Annotated in this window: 16 protein-coding genes, 4 tRNA genes and 1 other RNA gene; 9 read left to right on the top strand and 12 right to left on the bottom strand. The window is 69.8% G+C overall.

The window, feature by feature from the left end; genetic code table 11:
- Window positions 1-253 precede the first annotated feature (253 nt).
- From AB0J67_RS27780 to ffs, 8 genes are all read right to left on the bottom strand, one after another.
- Window positions 254-1,276 (bottom strand): dipeptide ABC transporter ATP-binding protein, encoded by a 1,023-nt coding sequence (locus tag AB0J67_RS27780; protein WP_363486407.1) that lies wholly within the window; start codon window positions 1,274-1,276, stop codon window positions 254-256.
- On the bottom strand, window positions 1,273-2,343 hold the full coding sequence (locus tag AB0J67_RS27775) for an ABC transporter ATP-binding protein (RefSeq protein ID WP_363486406.1): 1,071 nt from the start codon (window positions 2,341-2,343) through the stop codon (window positions 1,273-1,275). Before AB0J67_RS27775 ends, AB0J67_RS27780 begins: the two co-directional genes overlap by 4 nt.
- Complete coding sequence (locus AB0J67_RS27770; protein ID WP_363486405.1) at window positions 2,340-3,353, bottom strand: ABC transporter permease; 1,014 nt, start codon at window positions 3,351-3,353, stop codon at window positions 2,340-2,342. Before AB0J67_RS27770 ends, AB0J67_RS27775 begins: the two co-directional genes overlap by 4 nt.
- A 124-nt stretch (window positions 3,354-3,477) precedes the next feature.
- Window positions 3,478-5,235: an ABC transporter substrate-binding protein gene (locus AB0J67_RS27765; RefSeq protein ID WP_363486404.1), complete on the bottom strand. Its 1,758-nt coding sequence runs from the start codon at window positions 5,233-5,235 to the stop codon at window positions 3,478-3,480.
- Window positions 5,236-5,306: 71 nt separating this feature from the next.
- Complete coding sequence (locus AB0J67_RS27760) at window positions 5,307-6,320, bottom strand: ABC transporter permease (RefSeq protein WP_363486403.1); 1,014 nt, start codon at window positions 6,318-6,320, stop codon at window positions 5,307-5,309.
- 370 nt (window positions 6,321-6,690) lie between these two features.
- The gene (gene recR / locus AB0J67_RS27755) at window positions 6,691-7,284 is read right to left on the bottom strand and encodes a recombination mediator RecR (RefSeq protein WP_363486402.1); all 594 of its coding nucleotides are present in this window, start codon (window positions 7,282-7,284) and stop codon (window positions 6,691-6,693) included.
- Between the two features lie 12 nt (window positions 7,285-7,296).
- Window positions 7,297-7,602, bottom strand: a complete 306-nt coding sequence (locus tag AB0J67_RS27750; protein ID WP_239125693.1) for a YbaB/EbfC family nucleoid-associated protein — start codon at window positions 7,600-7,602, stop codon at window positions 7,297-7,299.
- A 113-nt stretch (window positions 7,603-7,715) separates the two neighbouring features.
- An RNA gene (ffs, locus tag AB0J67_RS27745) (signal recognition particle sRNA small type) lies at window positions 7,716-7,805 on the bottom strand.
- 61 nt (window positions 7,806-7,866) lie between these two features.
- Between ffs and AB0J67_RS27740 the strand changes: the two genes are divergently transcribed.
- From AB0J67_RS27740 to deoD, 4 genes are all read left to right on the top strand, one after another.
- Window positions 7,867-7,954, top strand: a tRNA-Ser gene (locus tag AB0J67_RS27740).
- A gap of 439 nt (window positions 7,955-8,393) precedes the next feature.
- On the top strand, window positions 8,394-8,939 hold the full coding sequence (locus AB0J67_RS27735; RefSeq protein ID WP_363486401.1) for a hypothetical protein: 546 nt from the start codon (window positions 8,394-8,396) through the stop codon (window positions 8,937-8,939).
- Window positions 8,940-8,961: 22 nt separating this feature from the next.
- Window positions 8,962-9,051, top strand: a tRNA-Ser gene (locus tag AB0J67_RS27730).
- Window positions 9,052-9,192: 141 nt separating this feature from the next.
- Window positions 9,193-9,903 carry a purine-nucleoside phosphorylase gene (gene deoD, locus AB0J67_RS27725; protein WP_363486400.1) on the top strand — a complete coding sequence of 237 codons (711 nt, stop codon included), beginning with the start codon at window positions 9,193-9,195 and terminating at the stop codon, window positions 9,901-9,903.
- Between the two features lie 65 nt (window positions 9,904-9,968).
- Here deoD and AB0J67_RS27720 read toward each other — a convergent pair whose 3' ends face one another.
- On the bottom strand, window positions 9,969-11,309 hold the full coding sequence (locus AB0J67_RS27720) for a DUF6114 domain-containing protein (protein ID WP_363486399.1): 1,341 nt from the start codon (window positions 11,307-11,309) through the stop codon (window positions 9,969-9,971).
- Window positions 11,310-11,377: 68 nt separating this feature from the next.
- Entirely contained in the window at window positions 11,378-12,016 is a 639-nt protein-coding gene (locus AB0J67_RS27715; protein WP_363486398.1) for a DUF6230 family protein, read from the bottom strand.
- 591 nt (window positions 12,017-12,607) lie between these two features.
- Here AB0J67_RS27715 and AB0J67_RS27710 point away from each other — a divergent pair.
- The gene (locus AB0J67_RS27710; RefSeq protein WP_363486397.1) at window positions 12,608-12,832 is read left to right on the top strand and encodes a winged helix-turn-helix domain-containing protein; all 225 of its coding nucleotides are present in this window, start codon (window positions 12,608-12,610) and stop codon (window positions 12,830-12,832) included.
- Between the two features lie 133 nt (window positions 12,833-12,965).
- Here AB0J67_RS27710 and AB0J67_RS27705 read toward each other — a convergent pair.
- Together AB0J67_RS27705 and AB0J67_RS27700 are read right to left on the bottom strand one after the other, a co-directional pair.
- Window positions 12,966-13,038, bottom strand: a tRNA-Arg gene (locus AB0J67_RS27705).
- Between the two features lie 55 nt (window positions 13,039-13,093).
- Window positions 13,094-13,184, bottom strand: a tRNA-Ser gene (locus tag AB0J67_RS27700).
- Window positions 13,185-13,569: 385 nt separating this feature from the next.
- On the opposite strand from AB0J67_RS27700, the gene AB0J67_RS27695 reads away from it, so the two are divergent.
- The 4 genes from AB0J67_RS27695 to AB0J67_RS27680 all read left to right on the top strand — a co-directional run.
- On the top strand, window positions 13,570-15,903 hold the full coding sequence (locus tag AB0J67_RS27695; RefSeq protein ID WP_363486396.1) for a carboxypeptidase regulatory-like domain-containing protein: 2,334 nt from the start codon (window positions 13,570-13,572) through the stop codon (window positions 15,901-15,903).
- A 257-nt stretch (window positions 15,904-16,160) separates the two neighbouring features.
- Window positions 16,161-18,629, top strand: a complete 2,469-nt coding sequence (locus AB0J67_RS27690; RefSeq protein WP_363486395.1) for a carboxypeptidase regulatory-like domain-containing protein — start codon at window positions 16,161-16,163, stop codon at window positions 18,627-18,629.
- A 233-nt stretch (window positions 18,630-18,862) separates the two neighbouring features.
- Window positions 18,863-21,328 (top strand): carboxypeptidase regulatory-like domain-containing protein, encoded by a 2,466-nt coding sequence (locus AB0J67_RS27685; protein ID WP_363486394.1) that lies wholly within the window; start codon window positions 18,863-18,865, stop codon window positions 21,326-21,328.
- A 253-nt stretch (window positions 21,329-21,581) separates the two neighbouring features.
- Window positions 21,582-23,704, top strand: a 2,123-nt coding sequence (locus AB0J67_RS27680) for a carboxypeptidase regulatory-like domain-containing protein (protein WP_363486393.1), incomplete at its 3' end; no start/stop codon positions are given.

The following is a 23,704-nucleotide window of genomic DNA, read 5'->3' as shown; positions in this document are numbered from 1 at the left end:
AACTAAGAGCATCAAGCGGCGGGAGCGCCTATATAAGGAGGCTCGGCATTTCGCAGGGCTTCAGCCCACTATGCGGCCTAGGGATCGCAGGCCGACTCAGGAATTTCCTGAGGCCGCGAGTCTTTAAGAGTTGCGCCGCGAGACCGTGGCCGCGCGGGGTGCGCCGCGAGACCTTGGCCGCGCGGGGTGCGCCGCGAGACCGTGGCCGCGCGGGGTGCGCCGCGCGACGGCGTGGCGGCGGGGTGGGACGGGGTCAGCGCTTTTCGCCGTCGGCCATGGGGAAGTGGCAGGCGGCCAGGTGGCCGGGGGTGTCGTCGCCGTGCAGGACCAGGGGCGGCGGCGTGGTCGCGCAGATGTCCTGCGCCTTCCAGCACCGGGTGCGGAACCGGCAGCCCGACGGCGGATTGATCGGGCTGGGCACGTCGCCGGTCAGCAGGATGCGCTCCCGCTGGTCGCTGTTGCGGCGGCGCGGGTCCGGCACGGGCACCGCGGACAGCAGCGCGGCCGTGTACGGGTGGCGCGGCTGCAGGTACAGCGAGTCCCGGTCGCCGATCTCGACGATCTTCCCGAGGTACATGACCGCGACCCGGTCGGAGATGTGCCGCACCACCGACAGGTCGTGCGCGATCACGACGTAGGTCAGGCCCAGCTCCTCCTGGAGGTCCTCCAGCAGGTTGACGACCTGCGCCTGGATGGACACGTCCAGCGCCGACACCGGCTCGTCCGCGATGATCATCTTCGGCTTGAGGGCCAGCGTACGGGCGATGCCGATGCGCTGGCGCTGGCCGCCGGAGAACTCGTGCGGGTAGCGGTTGTAGTGCTCGGGGTTGAGGCCCACCAGCTCCAGCAGGCTCTGCACCTCGCGCTTGACGCCCAGCTCCGTCTTGACGCCCTGGATCCGGAACGGCGCGCCCACGATGGCGCCCACGGTGTGCCGCGGGTTCAGCGAGGAGTACGGGTCCTGGAAGATCATCTGCAGGTCCCGGCGCAGCGGCCGGAGCCGGCCCTGCGACAGGTGCGTGATGTCGTGGCCCTCGAACGTGATCTTCCCGTCGGTGGGCTCGATGAGCCGGGTCAGCAGCCGGCCGGTGGTCGTCTTGCCGCAGCCGGACTCGCCGACCAGACCCAGCGTCTCGCCCGGCATGACGTCGAAGTCCAGGCCGTCCACCGCCTGCACCGCGCCGACCTTGCGCCGCAGCAGGCCCTTGGTGATCGGGAAGTGCTTCTGCAGGCCGCGCACCGACAGCAGGGCGTCCTTCGTGTTCGACGTGCTCACGCGGCACCCTCCAGGTTCGGCTTGATCTCGTTGCGCCAGATCTCCTGCCGGACGTTCGCCGGCAGGTGGCAGCGCACCCGGTGCCCGCTGGTGCCGGTGAGCTGCAGCTCCGGCACCACCGTGCGGTCCAGGCCGCCGGTCTGCTCGGCGAACGCGCAGCGCGGGTGGAAGGCGCAGCCCGGCGGCACGTTGATCAGCGACGGCGGGGTGCCCTTGATGGGCAGCAGCCGCTCGGTGACGGCCTGGTCCAGGCGCGGCATCGAGCCGAGCAGGCCCCAGGTGTACGGGTGCTGCGGGTTCTCGAAGATCTCCGTGGCGCTGCCGTACTCGATGCACTTGCCGCCGTACATGACCAGCACGTCGTCGGCGAGCTCGGCGGTGACGCCGAGGTCGTGCGTGATGATGATCAGCGCCGAGTTGAACTCCTGCTGCAGGTCGCGCATCAGGTCGAGGATCTGCGCCTGCACCGTCACGTCCAGCGCGGTGGTCGGCTCGTCCGCGATCAGCAGCTCCGGGTCGCAGGACAGCGCCATGGCGATCATCGCGCGCTGCCGCATGCCGCCGGAGAACTGGTGCGGGTAGTCGTCCACGCGCTTGTCCGGCTGCGGGATGCCGACCCGGGCCAGCAGGTCGATCGCGTGCTTGCGGGCGACCTTCTTGGACACCTTGTTGTGCACCCGGTAGGCCTCGATGATCTGCGCGCCGACCGTGTAGTACGGGTGCATCGCCGACAGCGGGTCCTGGAAGATCATCGCCATGCGCTTGCCGCGCAGCCCACGCACGGTGTCCGTGGAGGAGCTGACCAGCTCCTGGCCGTCGAGCCAGATCTCGCCGGACACCTGCGCGTTCTTGCGGTGGTAGATGCCGAGGATGCCGAGGCTGGACACGGACTTGCCGGAGCCCGACTCGCCCACGATGCCCAGCGTCTTGCCGCGCTCCAGCGAGAAGGACAGCCCGTCGACGGACTTGACCACGCCGTCGTCGGTCGGGAAGTGGATCTTCAGGTCGCGCAGCTCCAGGAACGGAGTCCGGGTCGGGTCCTGACGAGGGGAGATCACAGTGCTCATGACAGCCTCACCCGCGGGTCGACCACCGCGTAGAGCAGATCAACGATCAGGTTGGCGACGACGACGAAGAACGCCGCGAACATCGTCACGCCCATGATCTGGGGGAAGTCCTGCTTGCCGATGGCGTCGATGGCGAAGTAGCCCAGACCCTTCAGCGAGAAGGTGCTCTCGGTCAGGATCGCGCCGCCCAGCAGCAGGCCGACGTCCATACCGAAGATCGTGATGATGGGGGTGAGCGCGGCGCGCAGGCCGTGCTTGGTGACCACGACGCTCTCGGTGAGGCCCTTGGCCCGCGCGGTGCGGACGAAGTCCTCGCCCATCGTGTCCAGCATGCCCGCGCGGGTGAAGCGCGCGTAGGCGGCGGCGTTCAGCAGCGCCAGCGTGATCCAGGGCAGGATCAGGCTGTACGCCCAGTCGCCCGGACTGTCGGCGAACTCGACGTAGGTGGCGCCGGGCGCCGTCCAGCCGAGCTTGTAGCTGAAGAAGTAGAGGAACATCAGACCGGTGAAGTACGGCGGTAGGGACACGCCGGCCAGGGCGCCGGTCATCGCCGCCCGGTCGAAGAAACTGCCCCGTCTCAGCGCGCTGAGCACGCCGACGGCGACGCCGGTGAGCAACCAGATGATCGAGGCGCCCAGCGCCAGCGACCCGGTGACCGGCAGCCGGTCCAGCAGGTCCTCCCAGACCGGCTGGTTGGTGCGGAAGGAGTAGCCGAAGCAGGGGGCCTCGCACTGCTCGACACCCGTGCCGTAGTCGTACTCGGTGCCGGTGAAGACGGCGCCGATCCACCGGCCGTACTGCTCGTAGAGCGGGTCGTAGAAGCCCAGCTTCTCCGCGTACATCTGCTGGGTCTGCGCATCGGCGGTCTTGCCCACGTACCGGGCGGCGAACGTCTCCGGGGTCGCGCCGGCGAGCCGGGGCAGTCCGAAGAAGATCAGGAACGTCGCCAGGCTGACCACGAAAAGGATCAGAACCGCGCCGAGCGTACGGCGAATGATGAATGTGACCACGAGTTTCGGCCCGGGCGGCCGGTCCGGCCGAGCTTCTCAGCCCGGCCGGACCGGCCCCCCACGTGCCTTCACCTACCTTTGGTTGTTGCCAGGTGGGTTGGAGCAGGTGCGCTTGCTGCGCGAGTTACTGCGCGACACCCATGGAGAGGTAGTCGTACTGACCGAAGGCCTCGTTGACGAAGACGTTGGTCACGCCCTTGCCACGCAGGGTCAGCGCCTTGGACCAGACACCCGGGAGGATGACGGCCTCTTCCATGACGCGCTTGTCGATCTGGGCCCAGATCGCCTCACGCTTCTTGACGTCCGTCTCGGCCAGCGCCTGGTCGATCAGCTGGTCGACCTCGGGGATCATGACCGACAGGTTGGACGAGCCACCCGACTCGCGGATGACGCGGCTGTCCACGATCTGCGACAGGAAGCCGTAGCCGTCCGGCCAGTCGGCACCCCAGCCGTTGGTCATCAGACCCAGCGCGGTGGACGGGCTGTTGCGGTACGACGGCTTGCCGGCGTACAGCGAGAAGTAGTCGCCGACCGGGAAGCCCTTCAGGGTGACCTTGATGCCCACGCGGGCCAGCGCCTGCTGGAACGCCTCGGCGGTCGCCTTCTCCTTGGGACGCTCGGCCCGGAAGCCCATGGTCACCTCGAAGCCGTCGGCCTTGCCGCAAGCCTGCAGCGAAGCCTTGGCCTTGTCGAGGTCACCCTTGTTGTCCGCACCCGCCGGGTAGACGTTGGTCGGCGCGTAGCCCGGGATCTGCGGCGGCATGATGCTGGTGGCGATCTGGCCACCCGCGAACTCGCCACCGAAGGCGGACTGGAACGAGGTCCGGTCCATCGCGTACATCACGGCCTTGCGGCACTCGATGTTGGTGAAGGGCTCGACCTTCGGGTTGATCGAGGCGTACCAGAGGCGCGCCACGGCCGGGTTGTCGGCCTGCGCCTTGAGCGCCGGGTCCGACAGCACCTTCGGCAGCGCGGCCGGCTGCACGCCGGTGCCCGCGATGTCGACGTGCAGGTCACCCGAGATCAGCTGGTTGTCGATGTCGTCAGCGTTCAGGCCGATCTTGACGTCGTACGCGTCCGGCAGCGCCTTGCGGTTCGGGTCGGTCGCCGGGTCCCAGTTCGGGTTGCGCTTGAGGGTGAAGCCCTTGCCCGCCTCGTACTTGTCGAACATGTACGGGCCGGAGGAGACGACGTGCTCCTTGTACTTCACACCGGTGTCGGCCTTCGCGGGCACCGGCACGGTCGCCGGCAGCATCGCGAAGTAGTCGAAACCACCGAAGGCCTGCTTCAGGTGGAAGACGATGGTCTGGTCGTCCGGGGTCTCGATCGCCTTGGTGTCGGCGGCCTTGTCCTTGAACGGGCCCTTGTAACCGGCCTCGAGGTCCAGGAAGTCGTTGAAGTAGGTGTAGCCGTTGACCAGCACCTCCTTGTCCATGGACCGCATGACCGCGTACTTCACGTCCTTGGACGTGATCGGGGTGCCGTCCTCGAACTTCACGCCGGCGCGCAGCTTGTAGGTCCAGGTCTTGCCGCCGTCGCTGGGCACGCCCAGGCTCTCGGCGAGGTCCGGGATGAGCTCGTTGCCGGCAGCGCCGGGCGCGGCCTTGAACATGACCAGCGACCGGCCGTAGAGGCGGAGCAGGTTCCAGGAGAGGCCGTAGTAGGTGTCGCCGGGGTCGACCGAGTCCCAGTCCGACGAGATGGCCATCTTGAGCGTGCCACCCTTCTTGTCAGAAGGGTTGAAGACCGAGGTCAGGGCGGCGTTGAACTCCGCCTTCGCCTCACCGGTCTTCGGGGGTTCCTCATTGGTGCCGCACGCCGCGGTCACCGCGAGTGCGAAGACGGCCGAGGCCGCCGCCAGCACCCTTCCCTTGTTTCTCACTAACTTCCTCCCTGGGGGGAACGGTTCGTTTCTCGAACCGCGCTTGGGTGGTACTGCGTGGCTAAGTTCCGTCAGCGCTTGCTCTTGGGATCGAGCGCGTCGCGGAGGCCGTCGCCGAACAGGTTGAAGGCCAGCACGGTGATGAAGATCGCCATACCGGGGAAGAACATGAAGTGCGGCACGGTGTAGTTGCGCGCCGCGTCGGCGAGCAGGCCGCCCCAGGTCACGCCGGGCTCGCCGACGACCTGCCGCTGCACGCCCACGCCGAGGAAGGACAGCGCCGCCTCGAACAGCACGTTCGTGGGGATCAGCAGGGTGGCGTACACCAGGATCGGCGCCACCAGGTTGGGCAGCATCTCCTTGACGATGATGTACGGCCCGCGCGCGCCGAGGCTGCGGGCGGCGTCGACGAACTCGCGCTCGCGCAGCGACAGCGTCTGGCCGCGCACGATGCGGGCCATGTAGGGCCAGTTGAAGAAGCCGATGATGAAGATCAGCAGGGCGATCCGCAGCGAGTTGCCGGACAGGCCGAAGGCCTTGTCGGGCAGCACGCCGACCAGCGCGATGGCGAACAGCAGCAGCGGGAACGCCAGGAAGATGTCCATCAGGCGGCTGATCAGGGTGTCGACGAAGCCGCCGAAGAAGCCGGCGATCACGCCGAGCGTCGAGCCGATCACCACCGAGACCAGCGTGGACAGGAAGGCGATCAGCAGCGAGACGCGGGCGCCGTAGACGACCTCGCTGAACAGGTCGCGGCCGTTCTGCGGCTCCAGGCCGAAGAGGAAGTCGCCGCTGATGCCGCTGTTCTCGAAGAACAGGAAGTCGCCGCGCGGCAGGTTGCCCAGCTCCGGGTCGAGCAGGCTGGAGTCCTGGTGGAACTCGTTCGGCGGGTGCCCGAACCAGCCGACGATCAGCGGCGCGAAGACCGCCATCAGGATGAGCAGGATCACGACGACGCCACCGGTCATGGCCGCCTTGTCACGCTTCAGGCGTGTCCAGGCGATCCGGCCGAGAGAGCGCCCTTCGATCGCCTTAACTGGCGCCTGGGTCGCCTCGGGGGCCGAGGTATCGGTACGCGTGGCCATGGACGGGCTGCCTCCCCCGCGGAGGAGGCCACACGTCGCACCAGGTCGCCCCGCGAGCGAGGGCCGGTGCGCCGCGCGCGACATCCGCTCGGTTGTTACCTGCGTGATTCGCGCCGCCCGGCTATCTCTCCACCGTGGGGGCGGTCGGAAGACAGGGCGACCGCGGTGGAGTGTGGTGCACGCCACCGCATGATCAGAGCATTCTTCGCGACCAAACGCTCCGTCAAGTTCACGAGGTGCCTGTAACCAAGTTCAGGCCGGTCCGTGATGGAGGCGTTATAAAGTTCGGACGCCGAGCTAAGGAAAAATCGCAGGTAGAAACCGCTCAGATATCGGACTATGCGAATCTATGCCGGAGCGGAAGGCCCTCTCAGAGGGTGCGCCGCCCCTCGAAGGCGCGACCGAGAGTGATCTCGTCGGCGTACTCCAGATCGCCGCCCACGGGCAGGCCGCTCGCCAGCCGGGAGACCTTGATGCCCATCGGCTTGACCAGCAGGGCCAGGTAGGTCGCCGTGGCCTCGCCCTCGGTGTTCGGATCGGTGGCGAGGATGAGCTCGGCGACCGCGCCCGAGCTGAGCCGCGCCATCAGCTCGCGGATGCGCAGGTGGTCGGGGCCGATGCCCTCCAGCGGATTGATCGCCCCGCCGAGCACGTGGTAGCGGCCCCGGAACTCGTTGGTCCGCTCGATCGCGACCACGTCCTTGGGCTCCTCGACCACGCACAGCGCGTCGTCGCGGCGCCGGGGGTCACGGCAGATGCGGCACTGCTCCTCCTCGGCCACGTTGAAGCAGAGCACGCAGAAGCGCACCTGCTCCTTGACCCGGGTGAGCGCGGCGGCGAGCCGCTTGATGTCGGTCGGGTCCGCCGAGAGCACGTGGAACGCGATGCGCTGGGCGCTCTTGGGCCCCACTCCGGGCAGCCGGCCGAGCTCGTCGATCAGATCCTGGATCGCGCCTTCGTACACAGTCGGCCGGGCCTAGAAGGGAAGGCCCATGCCGCCGAGACCGGCGGAGAGCGGACCCATCTTCTGCTCGGTGAGCTTGCGCACCTCGTCGGCGGCGTTGGTGATGGCGGCCGCGACCAGGTCCTCGAGGGTCTCCACGTCCTCCGGGTCGACCGCCTTCGGGTCGATGGAGATCTTGCGGAACTCCCCGGAGCCGCTCATCGTGACGGTGACCAGGCCGCCCCCGGACGTGCCGGTGACCTCGGCCTCCGCCAGCGCCGCCTGCGCCGATGCCAGCTGCTGCTGCATCTTCTGCGCCTGCTTCATCAGCTGCTGCATGTTCGGCTGTCCACCCGGCCGCATCGCCGCACTCCCTACCACCGACGTACGCTGTCGCCCTCAGCCTAGACCCAGGGACCGTCAGCGCCGGATCCCGCACGGACGCGGACGTGAAAGGGCCCCCGTGCACCCGGTATTGCCTGCTTATCCTTGCTGCCTTCCGGCCCTGGGGAGGTTCGCAGGGTGCCGCCGCACGGGGGCTGGTCCACTGTACCCGGCGGGGTCGAGCGCAATGCGCTGGACCCCACATGTATTCTTCCCAGCGGAGGATTCGCCTAGAGGCCTAGGGCGCACGCTTGGAAAGCGTGTTGGGATAAAACCCTCACGAGTTCGAATCTCGTATCCTCCGCCACCAGCGCCGACGCGCTCACGGCAGGCCCCGCTCCGACACCGGAGCGGGGCCTGTTCCGTTCTCCGCCCCCGCATCCCCCGCCCCAGCCCGCCCGTTGCTCCCAGGGCCGGACGATCCCCTTCACTCCATGATCATCCGACTTGCCAGGCACATGGGTGTACGGCGGGCCGGGATACGCCCAGGTGCCAGGCAAATCGGATGACCGTGCCCGTGCCGAGGCGCCAGAAAAACTTGGGGCGGGATTTTTGGCACGGTCTGGGGCTTTCATGGCGCGGGAAGCTGCATAAAACGGGCCGAAAGTGGATAACTATGGGCCATCGGGAACCCGAGAAGGGCTCAGGGTGAAGTGGCAGTCACGCAAAGTAGTCGTATAGTCGAGTGCACGACCTCACCCCCGGTGAGTGTCACCTCACAGGCCGTGTCATTCAGGAGGACAGTCATGCGTGGAGCCTTCGCCCTCGCGACCGTCATGATGCTGGGCGGGGTCGCGTGCGCCGCACAGCAGACACAGGCCCAGTCCACCCCCGCCAAGGGAGTGGTCGCCAGCGCCACCGCCGTCGCTCAGGGCCCCGACATCGTTCACTTCCAGGGCGTGCGTGACGTGCGCTTCGGCACCAGCCGCACCGAGCTGGACAGCCGCCTGGACAAGTCCCGCGCCGGCTGCAGCACGCAGGTCACCGGCATGCCGCAGGGCAACCTCGTCTTCGCCGCCGACGACCGCCTGGTGATGATGTGGTTCGACGCCCCGCTGCGCACGCCGGAGGGGATCAGCACCGGCAGCGCCCTGCCGGACGCGCGCGCGGCGTACCCCGGCGCGCAGGTGCTCACCGCCCCGGCGGGCAGCCACCGCTTCGACGGTCTGCTGGTCACCCAGGGTGATCGGGGCTACCTGTTCCTCCACGACGGCGTGACCGTGCAGAAGGCAGTCGCCGGTTACGGGGAGTACCTGACCCGGCTCTTCAATACCGGTTTCGGCTCCTGCTGAACCGTCGTGTAAAGTCTGCGGCGGTGGTGTGTCCGAGTGGCCTAAGGAGCACGCCTCGAAAGCGTGTGAGGGTTTACGCCCTCCGCGGGTTCAAATCCCGCCGCCACCGCCAGCGTGAAACGCCCGGCAGTCCCCAGGGACGCCGGGCGTTCTCCGTATCCGGACCGGACCTGCCGCCGCGTCCCGGGCGGTGCCCCGCACAGCGGCGGTGATCTGCTGACCGGCCCCGCGGGCCTCGTGGGATGATCGGCCCATGAGTACGCACATCGGCGCCAAGCCTGGCGAGATCGCGGACCGGGTCCTCATGCCGGGCGATCCGCTGCGGGCGAAATGGATCGCGGAGACCTACCTCGAGGACGCCAAGTGCTACTCGACGGTGCGCAACATGTTCGGTTTCACCGGCACCTACCAGGGCACGCGCGTGTCCGTGCAGGGCTCCGGGATGGGCATGCCGTCGGCCTCCATCTACGCCCACGAGCTGATCAACGAGTACGGCGTGAAGACGCTGATCCGGGTCGGCTCCTGCGGCGCGCTCGCCGACTCGCTCAACCTGCGGGACGTGGTCGCGGCCATCGGGTCGAGCACCGACTCGAACATGAACCGGATGCGGTTCGACGGCCTGATCGACTACGCGCCCGTCGCGAACTTCGAGCTGCTGCGCACCGCCGTCGACGTCGCGCAGCAGCGCGGCATCAGCATGCGCGTCGGCCCGATCCTCGCCGCGGACGCCTTCTACACCGACCGCCCCGACCTGTACGACACCCTCGCCGACTACGGCGTGCTCGCGGTGGAGATGGAGTCGGCGGCGCTCTACACGATCGCGGCCCGCTACGACGCGCGGGCGCTGACCCTGCTCACCGTCAGCGACCACATCAAGCGCGGCGAGGCCACCACGGCCCAGGAGCGCGAGCAGACCTTCTCCCAGATGGTCGAGATCGCGCTGGACACCGTCGTCGCCTCCTGACCCCTGTCACGACGAAGGCCCCCCGCCGCGCGTACGCGGTCGGGGGGCCTTCCTGTCCGGTGGGCTCAGGCCCTGATCACCTTCACCACCATGTTCGGCGCGACCAGCTTCGGCGCGTCGACGTACACCAGGTCGATGACCGGGTCGGTGAAGAAGACCAGCGGCGGCGTCAGCAGCGGCGGCGAGTCGGGGGTGTAGTCCACCGGCAGCACGCCGAGGGCGGTGCCCCGGAAGCGGCTGGTGTAGAAGTACACCCGCTGGTCGCCGCGGTCCTCCACGGTGAGCGCCGACGAGGTGATCTGGCTGGTCGAGCCGCCGACAGCGCACGGGACCAGCTTGAAGTCCCGGGTCACCGACTTGGCCATGGAGAACCGCAGCGTCCGGATCACGCCGTTGGCGGTCGGCAGCTCCACGATGCCGTCGAAGGTCAGGCCCTCCATCGACACCCGGCTGCCGGTCATCCGTGACGGGCACTTGGCCACCGGCTGCTGGGACTTGGCCGCTCGCAGGACCTTGACCGGCGACGGGGTCGGGGTCGGCGCCGGCCTGCTCTTGGTGGGAACGGGCCTGGCCGTCGGCCGCGGCCCGCGGGTCGGTGTGGCGGTGGGCTCCTGCGTCGGGCTGGGCTCCGGGGACGGGCACGGCTCCGGCGACGGGGAGGGGTCCGGGCTGGGTGAGGCGCCCAGCAGGCCACCGATCGTGTCGATGACGCCGTTGAGGAAGTCCTGCACCGGTGCACCGGCGACGGGCGCGGGTGCGCAGTCCGCCGCGCGGGCGGGCTGCTGCGTGACGACCAGACCGAGGGCGGTGGTCGCCAGCGTCGCCACGGTGATCACCATGGCGGCGTGCCGCGGCCCGCCCTGCGGCCGCCGGTCCGCCACGGCCTCGTCGTCGGAGGCCGGGCGCGGGCCGGGCACCCCGTCGCGCAGCGGGTTGACCGCCGGCGGAGGGTTGTCCGTCATCGGGCCGTCGAGCAGGCCGTCCATGTCGACCTGCCGGTCGGCGTCGGCCTCGGGCTCGGCGGCCGCCTGCTCCCCGTCCGGTTCCACCGGGTTCCAGGCGAAGATCAGGGCGCCGCCGACGACGCCGAGCACCGTGCCCACGAACCAGCCGCCGAGGTTGACGGCGATCAGGGTGTAGATCGACACGAACACGGCGACCAGGCCGTAGAACATCCGCTGCGCCGGGGTGAACCAGGCCAGCAGGCCGCACACGACCAGCACGAACGGGATGAGCAGGGACTGGAAACCGGTGATGCCCACGCTGATGGTGGCCCCGTCCAGGGTCATCTTGGTGGTGGCGATGATCTCCACACCGGCGAGCACGGTCAGCAGACCGCCCCAGAACGGCCGGCTGCGTGCCCAGGTGGTACGTCCCCAGATGCGGGACAGACGCCACAGGCTCACGGTGCCTCCAAGGGTTCAGCGGGCGGCCGGGGGCGCACCTGGCAGGGCGCACCCCCGTCCGGGAGCGCTCAGTTGATGGCGGAGTTGGGGAAGCAGCCGGTGCTGTCCTGGGCGATGGACAGCGACAGGCCGGTCAGCGCGAACGTGCCGGCCTGGGTGCTGCGGGCGATCTGCTTCAGGTCGGTGATGACGGCGCGGTCGGCCTCCTGGCCGAACAGGCCGGCGTCGCCGTGGTGCGGGCCGCCCTTGCTCAGCTCGGACGCGTCCACACCGATGTCGATGTTGGTGAAGGTCGCGTCACCGCCGAGCTTGTCCATGCCGATGAGCAGGTTGGACGCCTTCACCGGGGCACCTTCCGCGCGGCCGGCGCGGATGTACAGGGTGAAGTTGCCCAGCCCGGGGATCGGCGTGGTCACCGACTGGCACAGGTTGTCCAGGGTGGCGTCCTTGATCGCCGACATGGCGACCACGTGCGGGGTGCCGTTCTTCTCGAAGAGCACGCCGCCGTACTGGGCGAAGCCCTTGCCGTCCAGCTTGTCGGCCGAGATCTTCGCCGTCTGCCCGGAGACGTGGAAGGTGACCGACACGGCGCCGTTGGCCACGCCCGCCATCAGGCCGGACACGGCGATGGTCGCCGGGATCACCACGGCGGCGAAGCGCCGCCACTTGGTACGCCCCAGTACCAGTTTGCCTTGCGAGTCCTTCACAGGGACCTCCTCGCGATGGGTTCGACCCGCGGCGCGCCGCCTGCGGGGTCTGTCTTCACCGGCGCGCAGGACCGACCGCGCCCGGGGGTGGGCAAGATGTTTCCGCCTTATGACGCGGACCACAAGAGGCAAGCTACTGGCCAGTAACCGAGGGTGCCGTGCATCCCTCAGCCGCATCACTGTGCGTGACCGGCGTCGCCGAGGGCGCTCGCCCTTTGCCCGGATTGCTCAAGGTCTCCGTGACGGACGGTGGAGGTTTACCGATCAGTAACGGTTTGGTAACGAGAGCACGCCGCCGACCGTTCAGCCAGGGCCGTTCTCCTCCATACGCACGGGAGCGCGCGAGGCGCTGGATGGGCGCGGCGGATCGCGGCACACAGGGAAAAGCGCCGCCGCGCCCGGCATACCGCCTACGCGTCCCTCGCAGCAGCCGGCACACCATCGGCCGCCATCCCGTGGGGTGCGAGCCATGGGAAAGAGACCGCCATCACCATAAACGAGCTAGTTGACTATGTCTAGATATCTCGCCCGGTGAGTTGATTCCGGACAAGTGACGGTGATCTACTACTGGGGCGAGCCATGGGAGATGGTATGACCGCAAAGTACGAGCGGCTGGCCAACGCCATCCGCGAGAAGATCCGCTCGGGTGAGCTGAAGCCGGGCGACAAACTGCCCTCCATCAGCCAGATCCGAGAGGAGTACCAGATCAGCTACGGCTCGGTCCGCGGCGCCATGCTGGTGCTGAAGGCCGAGGGGCTGATCGAGGGAAGGCAGGGGGACGGAGTCTTCGTCAAGGACCCCAACCGCCAGGACTGACGCCCTCACCCCGCCACGCCCGCGCTGCCCGAAGGCGGTGCGGGCGCGATGGCGCGTACGCGAGCAGTGGCCACGCGGCGCTCCCGGACATGCAAACGCCCCCCTGAACAGTTGCTCAGGGGGGCTGCTGCTGTGCGCCCGAAGGGACTCGAACCCCTAACCTTCTGATCCGTAGTCAGATGCTCTATCCATTGAGCTACGGGCGCTCGGTGCTGGATCAGCATACACGGCCGGTTTCCCGACCGCTCAGGTGGTCCTGCGCGGAGGCTCCGGGATTCGAACCCGGGAGGGGCTTTAAGACCCCAACCGCATTAGCAGTGCGGCGCCATAGACCGAACTAGGCGAAGCCTCCTTGGTGGCAACAGGCTGCCCTGATGACCACCGACGCAGAAGAATACCGTGCGCCCACGGGGATGAGCAAAGCGGATACCGTGTCGCGGCCCGAGACTCCTCCGCGCGCCCGTCCCGCCACCCTCCGCCGCACCTCGCACCCCCGACCGAGGGCCACGCACGGTGACGAACGCCACCCCGGCGGGCAGGTCGCGCCGTCCGCGGGCAGCCGCCGTCGGCCCTGCTCGCGAGGTATCGGCCTCCGTCGTTTCGCGGGACTCCACCGGCGAACGGCGGATAGCGCGGCGTCCGGGGCGGCGCGATGACGGAGCCGGCCGTATCCTCCCCTCACATTCACGGGGGCCTCTACACCCGTGTGTGCACATCCCTCTACCTACCGAGGACGCATGCGCAGACACACGCTGCGCCGGCTCGGGTTGACGCTGCTCACCATCGCGGTCGCCACCATGGGACTGGCCGCGCCGGCGCACGCCGAGACCGAGACCGGCACGATCTCCGGCCGACTCACCGACAACGGCGCGCCCGTCGCCAACGCCTGGGTGGACGCCTCAGGCACCGGCTGGGGCTACGCCTACACCGACGGCAACGGCGACTACCGGATCACCGACCTCACCCCCGGCGACGACTACCGGGTCACCTTCCGGGCGGACGGCCACGTCGTGCAGTACGCCCACCAGGAGCTCGCCTGGGACGCGGCGGCGCGGTTCACCGTCACCGCCGGCGCGGACACCGTCGTGAACGACGAGCTCCTGCCGACCGGCACCATCACCGGCCGGGTGACCCGGCCCGACGGCACCCCGGCCCGGTGGGCCTACGTCAGCGCGGTGAACGGGCTCGGCGACGCCCTGGTGGACGCCACCACCGACATCGGCGGCCACTACGCCATGCAGGTGCCGGCCGGCACCTACCGCATCCGGCTCGCCGGCAACGTCGGAGTGCAGTTCGCCCCGGGCGTCCGCACGTTCGACGAGGCCGGCCTGTACACCGTCGGCACGGGCCAGACCCTCGCGGTCGACTACACCACGCTGGCCGTCGGCACGATCACGGGCCGCATCACCCGGTCCGACGGCTCCCCGGTGCCGCACCGGTCGATCTACGCCGAGCCGGCCGGCGACGGCCCCACCGCGGGCGGCACGAGCACCGACACCGACGGCCGCTACAGCATGGAGGTGTTCCCGGGCCAGTACGTCGTCATGTACGAGACCGGCAGCGAGTCGACCGCGTACGTGCCGAACAGCCCCGACCGCGCGGGAGCCACCGTGTTCACCGTCGTCGCGGACACGGTGACCACGGTCGACGAGACGCTGGCACCCATGGGCTCCGCCGAGGGCCGCTTCACCGACCTGCAGGGCGCCGGCATGGCGAACGTGCGGGTCACCCTCCGGGAGAACACCACCGGCTTCTCCCGCGACGGCACCACCGACGAGCAGGGCCGCTGGCGCGTCGACGACCTGGTCCCCGGCCGGTACAAGGTGCGCTTCACCGGGATGGACCGGCCGCTGGACCAGTGGGCGTACGGCAAGACGTCCGCCACGGCGGCCGACGCGGTCACCGTGACGGCCGGGCAGACCGTGACCGTCGACGACACCAAGCTGGCCGGCGGCAGCATCCGGATCACCGCGAAGAACTCGGTCACCGGCGCGCCGGTGCTGAACTTCTGGGCCGGGTCGGGCGCGTACAGCGACTCCACCGACAACGGCACGCTGGTCCTCGCCGAAGTGCCGGCGGGCACCTTCCACCTGTCCGCGTCGGCCGAGGGCTACCCCTACTACGACCAGGCCTTCCCGGTGAACGTGGTCGCCGGGCAGGAGACCGCCGTCGAGCTGGTGCTGGAGCCGTACGCGAAGATCAGGACGAAGGTGGTGGACGCCGCCACCGGCGCCCCGATCGCGGGCGTCTGCCTGTTCACCGCCACCACGGACCGGTTCCGCCTGCACGAGGGCTGCGCCGGAGCCAGCGGCGCCGACGGCGTCGCCACCCTGGAGACGGTCGCGCCCGGCCGGTACCAGATCTTCGCCCTGCCACCCAGCGGCTCGCCCTACGGCGCGCAGTGGGTCGGCCAGGACGGCGGCACCGGCGACCAGCGCGCGGCCAAGTCGTGGACCGTCACGACCGGCCAGGTCCGCGACATCCAGAAGATCCGGATGGACCGGGCCGGCGTCGTCACGGGCGTGGTCACCGGCGCCGACGGCTCGCCCGTCACCCGCGGCACGGTCGCCGTCGCCACCCCGACCATCGGCGACAACGGCCGGGGCGCGGTGGGCGTCGACGCGCAGGGCCGGTACACGATCGGCTTCCTGGGCCCGTACCAGTGGCCGCTGAGCTTCCAGGTGCCGGGCCACGCGTGGCAGTGGAGCGGCGGGCAGGCCAAGCGCCACGACGCCGTCCCGGTGGCCGTGCGCTCCGGCCAGACCACCACCTTCGACCAGCGGCTCAAACTGGGCAGCGAGGTGTGGGTCACGGCCGCGGGCGCGCCCGCCGACGGCTTCGCCGCGGCGTACACGGTGAGCACCGGCGACCTGGCCGGCTACGTCCACGTGCCGGTCGGCGGGGCCGAGGCGGTGTACCGGGTGCTCGGCTCGCAGCAGGTGAAGCTGCAGTACGCCGGCGGCGACGGGGCGAACGACGGCTGGTACGGCGGATCCGGCTTCGCGTCGGCGACGCCGGTGCGCGTCTACGCCAACGGCACGCCGACGGTGGTCGCGTACCAGTACAGCTAGCACCGACCCGGTTCCTGACCGAAGCTCCGGTCATGCTGCTCCGACAGCATGACCGGAGCTTCACTCATGTCGGGCCGCCCGGTGCCGCGCGTCCGAGGCGGGTCCTCCCCCGTTCGGGCGGACCTGCCCGGCCGGGCGGATCTTGCACTCTGATCAGGGGGAACCGGGTCACCACGACCTGACTCGATCATCTAGCCTGCCCGCCACGGGGCTTCTCCAGCCCGGTCCATGCGATCACCCTCTCACCGTGAGGACTCATGCGCGGCACACCGCTGCGCCGGGTCGGGCTGATGCTGCTGGCCGTGGTCGTCACCACCTTGGGCATGACCACGCCCGCACAAGCCGCCGACACCGGCACCATCACCGGAAAGATCACTTACAACGGCAGCCCGGTCGCGGACGTCGCGGTCAGCGTGACCAACTACGACACCGGGGAGTCGCTCGACGCCACCACGGACGGCGCCGGCCGCTACACGATCAACGGCGTGCCGACCGGGTCGTACCGGGTGCAGGTCAACGCCGAGGGGCACCCGGAGCAGTATGCGCCGAACACCCCCAGCTGGGTCTCGGCACCGTTCTACGCGGTGAACGCGGGCGGGACGACCACTGCCGACGCGACGCTGATCCCGTTCGGGACCATCACCGGCCGCCTGACGGCGAGCACGGGAACCGGGGCTTCCTACGTTTCAGTCAGCGTCACCTCCACCACCGACTGGAGCATCGGCGGCTGGGACGACACCGACTGGTACGGCTACTACGCCGTGCCCGTGCCGGTCGGCGAGTTCACGGTGCAGTTCGTGAGCGCCGGCGCCTCGCAGTATGCCTACGGCGAGCGCGAGAGCCGGCAGGCCGAGACGTTCACCGTCGCGGCCGGGCAGTCCGTCACGGTCGACGACACGCTCCTGCCGACCGGCTCGGCGAGCGGCACCGTGCTCACCGCCGGCGGCCAGCCCGCAACGGGTGTGACCGTCGACTTCGCCGCCCTCTCGGGCGGCGGTTACGGCAGCGCGGTGACCGACGCCGCAGGCGGGTACCGGCTCGACTCCCTCGCGCCGGGGCAGTACAGGGTGTCGTTCACCCTGCCGGACGGTCAGGCCGTCATGTACCACCCGCGGGTCCTCGACATGGACCGGGCGCAGCCGGTGACCGTAGTCGCCGGCCAGCTGGTGGACGTGGACCAGACCCTGCTCCCCACCGGAGCCGTCGTGGGACGTCTCACCGAGGCGAACGGCACCACGGGCGTTGCGGGCGCGACCGTCGAGGCCCATTACGCGCTTGACCAAAGCCTCGCCACATATACCGATGCCAACGGCTACTACCGGATTGAACCGGTGTTCGCCGGGAGCTATCGGGTGAACTTCCGCGACTACGCGGACCACAGGTTCAACCAGTGGGCGACCGGCAGGGTCAGCTATGAGACGGCGAACGTCTTCGCGGTGGCCGCGGGCGCTACCAGGTGGGTGAACGACAAGCTGCTGGCCACCGGCTCGGTGAAGGTGACCGCCAAGGACGCCACCACCGGGGCGGCGGTCCCGAGGTTCAGAGCACAGGTGCTCAGCGAATACGGCTACGCCGTCAGCGGCGCCGTGACGCTCTCCAACGTGGCGGTGGGCACCCACCCGGTGAGGGTCGACGCCGACGGGTACGAGGCGAGCGAGGGCGTCGTGAGCGTCACGGTCACCGCGGGCCAGCAGGCCGTGGTGACGGTGGTCCTCAACCGCGTCGCGACCATCCTGGGCAAGGTCGTCGACGCGGCGGGTGCACCGGTCGCGGGCGTCTGCGTGGACCCCATCCCCGTGGGCCGCTTCGCCCTGCCGGAGGGCTGTGGCAACTGGTCCGACGCAGCCGGCAACTACCTCAGGCCGCTGCGCAACGGCGCCGGCAGCTACCACCTGTTCGCCATCCCGGACCGCGACGGCCCGTACGGCGCGCAGTGGGTCGGGGCCACCGGCGGCACCGGCGACCCGCGCCAGGCGGCCGTCATCACCGCAGCCGACCGCCAGTGGGTCACCGCGCCCACCATCAAGCTCGACCGGGCGGGCACCATCACCGGCACCGTGACCAGCGAGACCGGGCAACCGCTCGACGCGCGGGCGCGGGTCGGCGTCTACGTCCCGCACCCCGGCCTGGGCGCCGGTTACGGCCACGTGCGCATCGGCAACGACGGCCGCTACAGCACGGACTTCCTCGGCCCGTACCAATGGGCGCTGGTCTTCGAAGCCGAAGGCCACGCCACGCAGTGGAGCGGTGCCGCCAACAACCGGTTCTCGGCGCGGACCATCAAGGTCAACTCGGATGCCGTGACGACCTACAACTACACGATGCAGGTCGGCAGCCTGGTCCAGGGCACGATCAAGCTGGACGACGGCTCGGGCCCCGACGGACGGTTCCTGGTGTCCCACTCGGCGACCGGCGAGTTCGTCGCCGTCGGCGAGACGGTCGAGGGCAAGTACCAGCTGCGCATGATCATGCCGGCGCCGGTGACCTTCGCATTCGAGAACCACGCCGACGGGTCGGGCCAGAACCTGACCGGGACCAGCCGGATCTACGTCCAGGGCTACGTGACGCTCAACTTCTGCCCCGCCGGAGGCCTGCGGTTCGAGGTCTGCGGCACCCGCCTGCCGGCGGGTCCGCGGGCGCAGGAAACCCCGTCCCCGTCCGCATCCCCGACGGCGCCGCCGCGCCGGACGGTGCCGATGGGCGATCGGCCGGCGGACCGGTTGTAGCCACCGCACGAAACAGATGAGGGCCGGGACCGTATGGTCCCGGCCCTCGCTCGTTCACGCGCAGTGGCGTGGGCCTCCCCCGTTCAGGTGGACCTGACCGTCCGGCCGGACCGTGCTCCTCGACCGTCCCCGAAACCGGGCCACCTCGACATGACTCGATCAACTACCCTGCCTGCCACGGGGCTTTCTCCAGCCCGGTCCATGCGATCACCCCCCTCTCACCGTGAGGACTCATGCGCGGCACACCGCTGCGCCGGGTCGGGCTGATGCTGCTGGCCGTGGTCGTCACCACCTTGGGCATGACCACGCCCGCGCAGGCCGCCGACACCGGCACCATCACCGGACTGCTCACCTACAACGGCACCCCCGTCGCGAATGCCGCCGTCAGCGCGACCAACTACGACACCGGCGAGGGGAACGGCACCACCACCGACGGCACCGGCCGGTACACCATCACCGACCTCCCGCCCGGGTCGTACCAGGTCCAGATCCACGCCGAGGGCCACCCGGCCCAGTACGCGCCCAGCACTCCGAGCTGGGATGAGGCGCAGCTCTACCCGGTCAACGCGGGCGGGACGACCACGGCTGACGCCACGCTGATCCCGTTCGGGACCATCACCGGCCGCCTCACCACCAGCACGGGCGCCGGAGCCGCGGACCTCTCCGTCAACGTCGCCTCCACCTCCGACTGGAGCATCAGCGGCTGGAGCAGCACCGACGAGAACGGCGACTACGCGGTGCCCGTGCCGGTCGGCGAGTACACGGTGCAGTTCCTGCTCGACGGCTCCTCGCAGTACGCCTACAGCCAGCGCGACGAGTGGGAGGCCGACACGTTCGCCGTCGCGGCCGGCCAGTCCGTCACGGTCGACGACACGCTGCTGCCGACCGGATCGGTGAGCGGCACCGTGCTGACCGCCGACGGCCAGCCCGCCCAGGACGTGGCCATCGGGTTCGACTCCGTCTCAGGCGGCGACTACGCCGGCACGACGACCGACTCGGCGGGCGAGTACCGGATCGGCAGCATCGCGCCGGGGCAGTACAAGGTGTTGTTCATCCTGCCGGGCAGCAATGCGATCATGTACCACCCGAACGTTCTGAGCATCGAGGACGCGCAGTCGGTGACCGTCGTCGCCGACCAGACGCTCGACCTGGACAAGACCCTGCTCCCCACTGGAGCCATCGCGGGTCGCCTCACCCACTCGAACGGCACCACTGGTGTCGCCGGTGCCGACGTCACGGCGCACTTCGCGCGCTACCAGGGCGTCAGCGCCCAGACCGACGCCAACGGCTACTACCGGATCGAACCGGTGTTCACCGGCAGCTACCGGGTGAACTTCTACGACTACCAGAGCAACGCGTTCGACCAGTGGGCGACCGGCAAGCTCAGCTACGAGACGGCGAACGCCTTCCCGGTGACCGCGGGCGCCACCAAGTGGGTCAACGACAAGCTGCTGGCCACCGGCTCGGTGAAGGTGACCGCGAAGGACGCCGCCACCGGCACGGCCATCACGGCGTTCAGCGCCGGCGTGCTCAACCGCTACGGCGACAGCGTGAGCAGCGCGGTGACGCTGACCGACGTCGCGGTCGGCACCCACCCGGTCGAGGTCTTCGCCCAGGGATACCAGCCGAGCGAGGGGGCGGCGACCGTCACGGTCGTGGCCGGCCAGCAGGCCACGATCACGGTCACCCTCAGCCGCATGCCGAGCGTCAAGGGCAGGGTCGTCAACGCCGCGGGAGCCCCGGTCGCGGGTGTGTGCGTGGTGCCGATCGTCGTGGGCAGTTTCGGTCTCCCGGACGGCTGCGGGTACGAGACCGATGCGGCCGGCAACTACCTCGTGCCGCTGTGGAACGGCGCGGGCAGCTACCGCCTGTTCGCCATCCCGGACTCCGCAGGCCCGTACGGCGCGCAGTGGGTCGGCCCGACCGGCGGCACCGGCGATCCCCGCCAGGCGGCCGTGATCACCGCGGCCGACGGCCAGTGGGTCACCGCGCCGACGATCAAGGTCGACCGGGCAGGCATCATCACCGGCACCGTGACCAGCGAGACCGGGCAGCCGCTCGACTGGGCGTCGGTCGACATCTACGCCGCGCACCCCGGTTCCGGTCCCGGGTACGGCCACGTGGACGTCGACGAGGACGGCCGCTACCGCACGGACCTCCTAGGTCCGTACCAGTGGCCGCTGCTCTTCGGCGCCAAGGGCCACGCCACCCAGTGGAGCGGCGGAGCCACCAACCGGTTCACGGCTCAGACCATCAAGGTCACCTCGGATGCCACGACCACCTACAACCACACCATGAAGGTCGGCAGCGTCGTCCGGGGCACGATCAAGCTGCCTGACCACTCGGGCGCGAACGGCCGCTTCATGGTGTCCCACTCGGCGACCGGCGAGTTCGTCGCCGCCGGACAGGCGATCGATGGCGCGTACCAGCTGCGCGTGCTGACGCCCGTGCCGGTGACCTGGAAGTTCGATTTCGAAAGCGGCGAATCGTTCCAGCACCTGATCGGAACCAGCCGCATCTACCTGCGCGACGACGTCACCCTCAACTTCTGCGTCGTCGGGGGCCTGCGGTTCGAGGTCTGCGGCGGCCGCCTGCCGGCGGGGCCGAAGGCACAGGACACCCCGTCGCCGTCCGCGTCCCCGACAGCGCCGGCGCGCCGGACGGTGCCGACGGGCGACCGGCCGGCAGGCCGGCTGTAGGAACGCGCCGAACGAGCGGGGGTCGGGACCGATGGTCCCGGCCCCCCCTTTTCGGTGACGCCCCACCGCCGGTCGGCAGGACGCCCGTGGCGCGAGGCTCCTCCTTTCAGATGGACCCGCCCGTCCGGCCGGACCGTGCCTCTCGACGGTCCCGGAAACCGGCCGACCCGACCGGGCTCGGTCCATTACCCTGCCTGCCACGGGGCTTACTTCAGCCCGGTCAATGTGATCACCCCTCTCACCGTGAGGACTCATGCGCGGAACTCCCCTGCGCCGGGTCGGGCTGATGCTGCTGGCCGTGGTCGTCACCACCTTGGGCATGACCACGCCCGCACGAGCCGCCGACACCGGCACCATCACCGGACAGCTCACCTACAACGGCACGCCCGTCGCGGACGCCTCCGTCTACGCGACCAACTACGACACCGGCGAGGGCAACGGCACCACCACCGACGGCACCGGCCGCTACAGCATCGCCGACCTCCCGCCCGGTTCGTACCACGTGCACATCTACGCCGAGGGCCACCCGGCCCAGTACGCGCCCGACACCCCGAGCTGGGATGCGGCGCAGCTCTACCAGGTGAACATCGGTGGGACGACCACGGCCGACGCGACGCTGATCCCGTTCGGGACCATCACCGGCCGCCTCACCACCAGCGGCGGCGCCGGAGCCGCGGACGTGTCGGTCGACGTCTCCTCCACCACCGACTGGAGCGTCAACAACTGGGGCCTCACGGACGAGAACGGCGACTACGCGGTGCCCGTGCCGGTCGGCGAGTTCAGCGTGCAGTTCCTGCTCGACGGCTCCACGCAGTACGCCTACGGCAAGCGTGAGGAGTGGGAGGCCGACACGTTCACCGTCGCGGCCGGACAGTCCGTCACGGTCGACGACACGCTGCTGCCCACCGGATCGGCGGGCGGCACCGTGCTGACCGCCTCCGGCCAGCCGGCGGAGGGCGTGTCCATCGGGTTCGACCCCGTCGAGGGCAGCGGCTACGCCAACACCGTGACCGATGCGATGGGCGAGTACCACCTCGACGGGCTCGCCCCGGGGCAGTACAAGGTCTCGTTCACGCTGCCGGGCAGCTACGCCACCATGTACCACCCGCACGTCCTGAGCATGGACGACGCGCAGCCGGTGACCGTCGTCGCCGACCAGCACACCGACGTTGACGAGACGCTGTTCCCCACCGGGGCCATCGCCGGCCGGCTCACCCAGGCCAACGGCACCACAGGGGTCGCGAGCGCCGACGTCACGGCGTACTTCCAGGAGTACCAGGGCGTCAGCAGCAGCACCGACGACAACGGCTACTACCGGATCGATCCGGTGTTCACCGGCAGTTACCGGGTGTACTTCTACGACTACGAGACCGAGGCGTTCGAGCAGTGGGCGACCGGCAAGCTCAGCTATGAGACGGCGAACGTCTTCCCGGTGACGGCCGGCGCCACCAAGTGGGTCAACGACAAGCTGCTGGCCACCGGCTCGGTGAAGGTGACCGCGAAGGACGCCGTCACCGGCGCGGCCATCCCGACCTTCAGCGCCAGTGTGCTCAACCGCCACGGCGACAGCGTGAACGGCGCCGTGACGCTGACCGACGTCGCGATCGGCACCCACCCGGTGCGGGTCTCCGCCCAGGGGTACGAGGCCAGCGAAGGTGTCGTGAGCGTCACGGTCACCGCGGGCCAGCAGGCCACGATCACGGTCACCCTCAACCGCGTGGCGAGCGTCCAGGGCAAGGTCGTCAACGCCGCGGGTACGCCGGTAGCGGGCGTGTGCGTGACGCCGATCGCCCTGAACCGCTTCGGCCTGCCCGAAGGCTGCGGCTACGAGTCCGATGCGGCCGGCAACTACCTCGTGCCGCTGTGGAACGGCGCGGGCAGCTACCACCTGTTCGCCATCCCGGATTACGACGGCCCGTACGGCGCGCAGTGGGTCGGCCCGACCGGCGGCACCGGCGACCCGCGCCAGGCGGCCGTCATCACCGCGGCCGACCGCCAGTGGGTCACCGCACCGACGATCAAGGTCGACCGCGCGGGCACCGTCACCGGCACCGTGACCAGCGAGACCGGGCAGCCGCTCGAGTTCGACAACGCCTGGGTGGGCCTCTACGTCCCGCATCCCGGCATGGGCCCGGGCTACGGCCACGTCGGCCTCGACGAGAACGGCCGCTACACCACGGACTTCCTCGGTCCGTACCAGTGGCCGCTGGTCTTCCAGGCCGAAGGTCACGCCACCCAGTGGAGCGGCGGGGCCACCAACCGCTTCACGGCCCAGACCATCAAGGTCACCTCGGACGTGACGACGACCTACAACTACACGATGAAGGTCGGCAGCCTGGTCAAGGGCACGATCAAGCTGTCCGACGGCTCAGCGCC

The sequence above is a fragment of the Catellatospora sp. NPDC049609 genome, from assembly GCF_040675365.1.
GTDB lineage: Bacteria > Actinomycetota > Actinomycetes > Mycobacteriales > Micromonosporaceae > Catellatospora.
The sequence above is the reverse complement of the archived record's forward strand: the minus strand, read 5'-3'. Positions and strand labels throughout refer to the sequence as shown.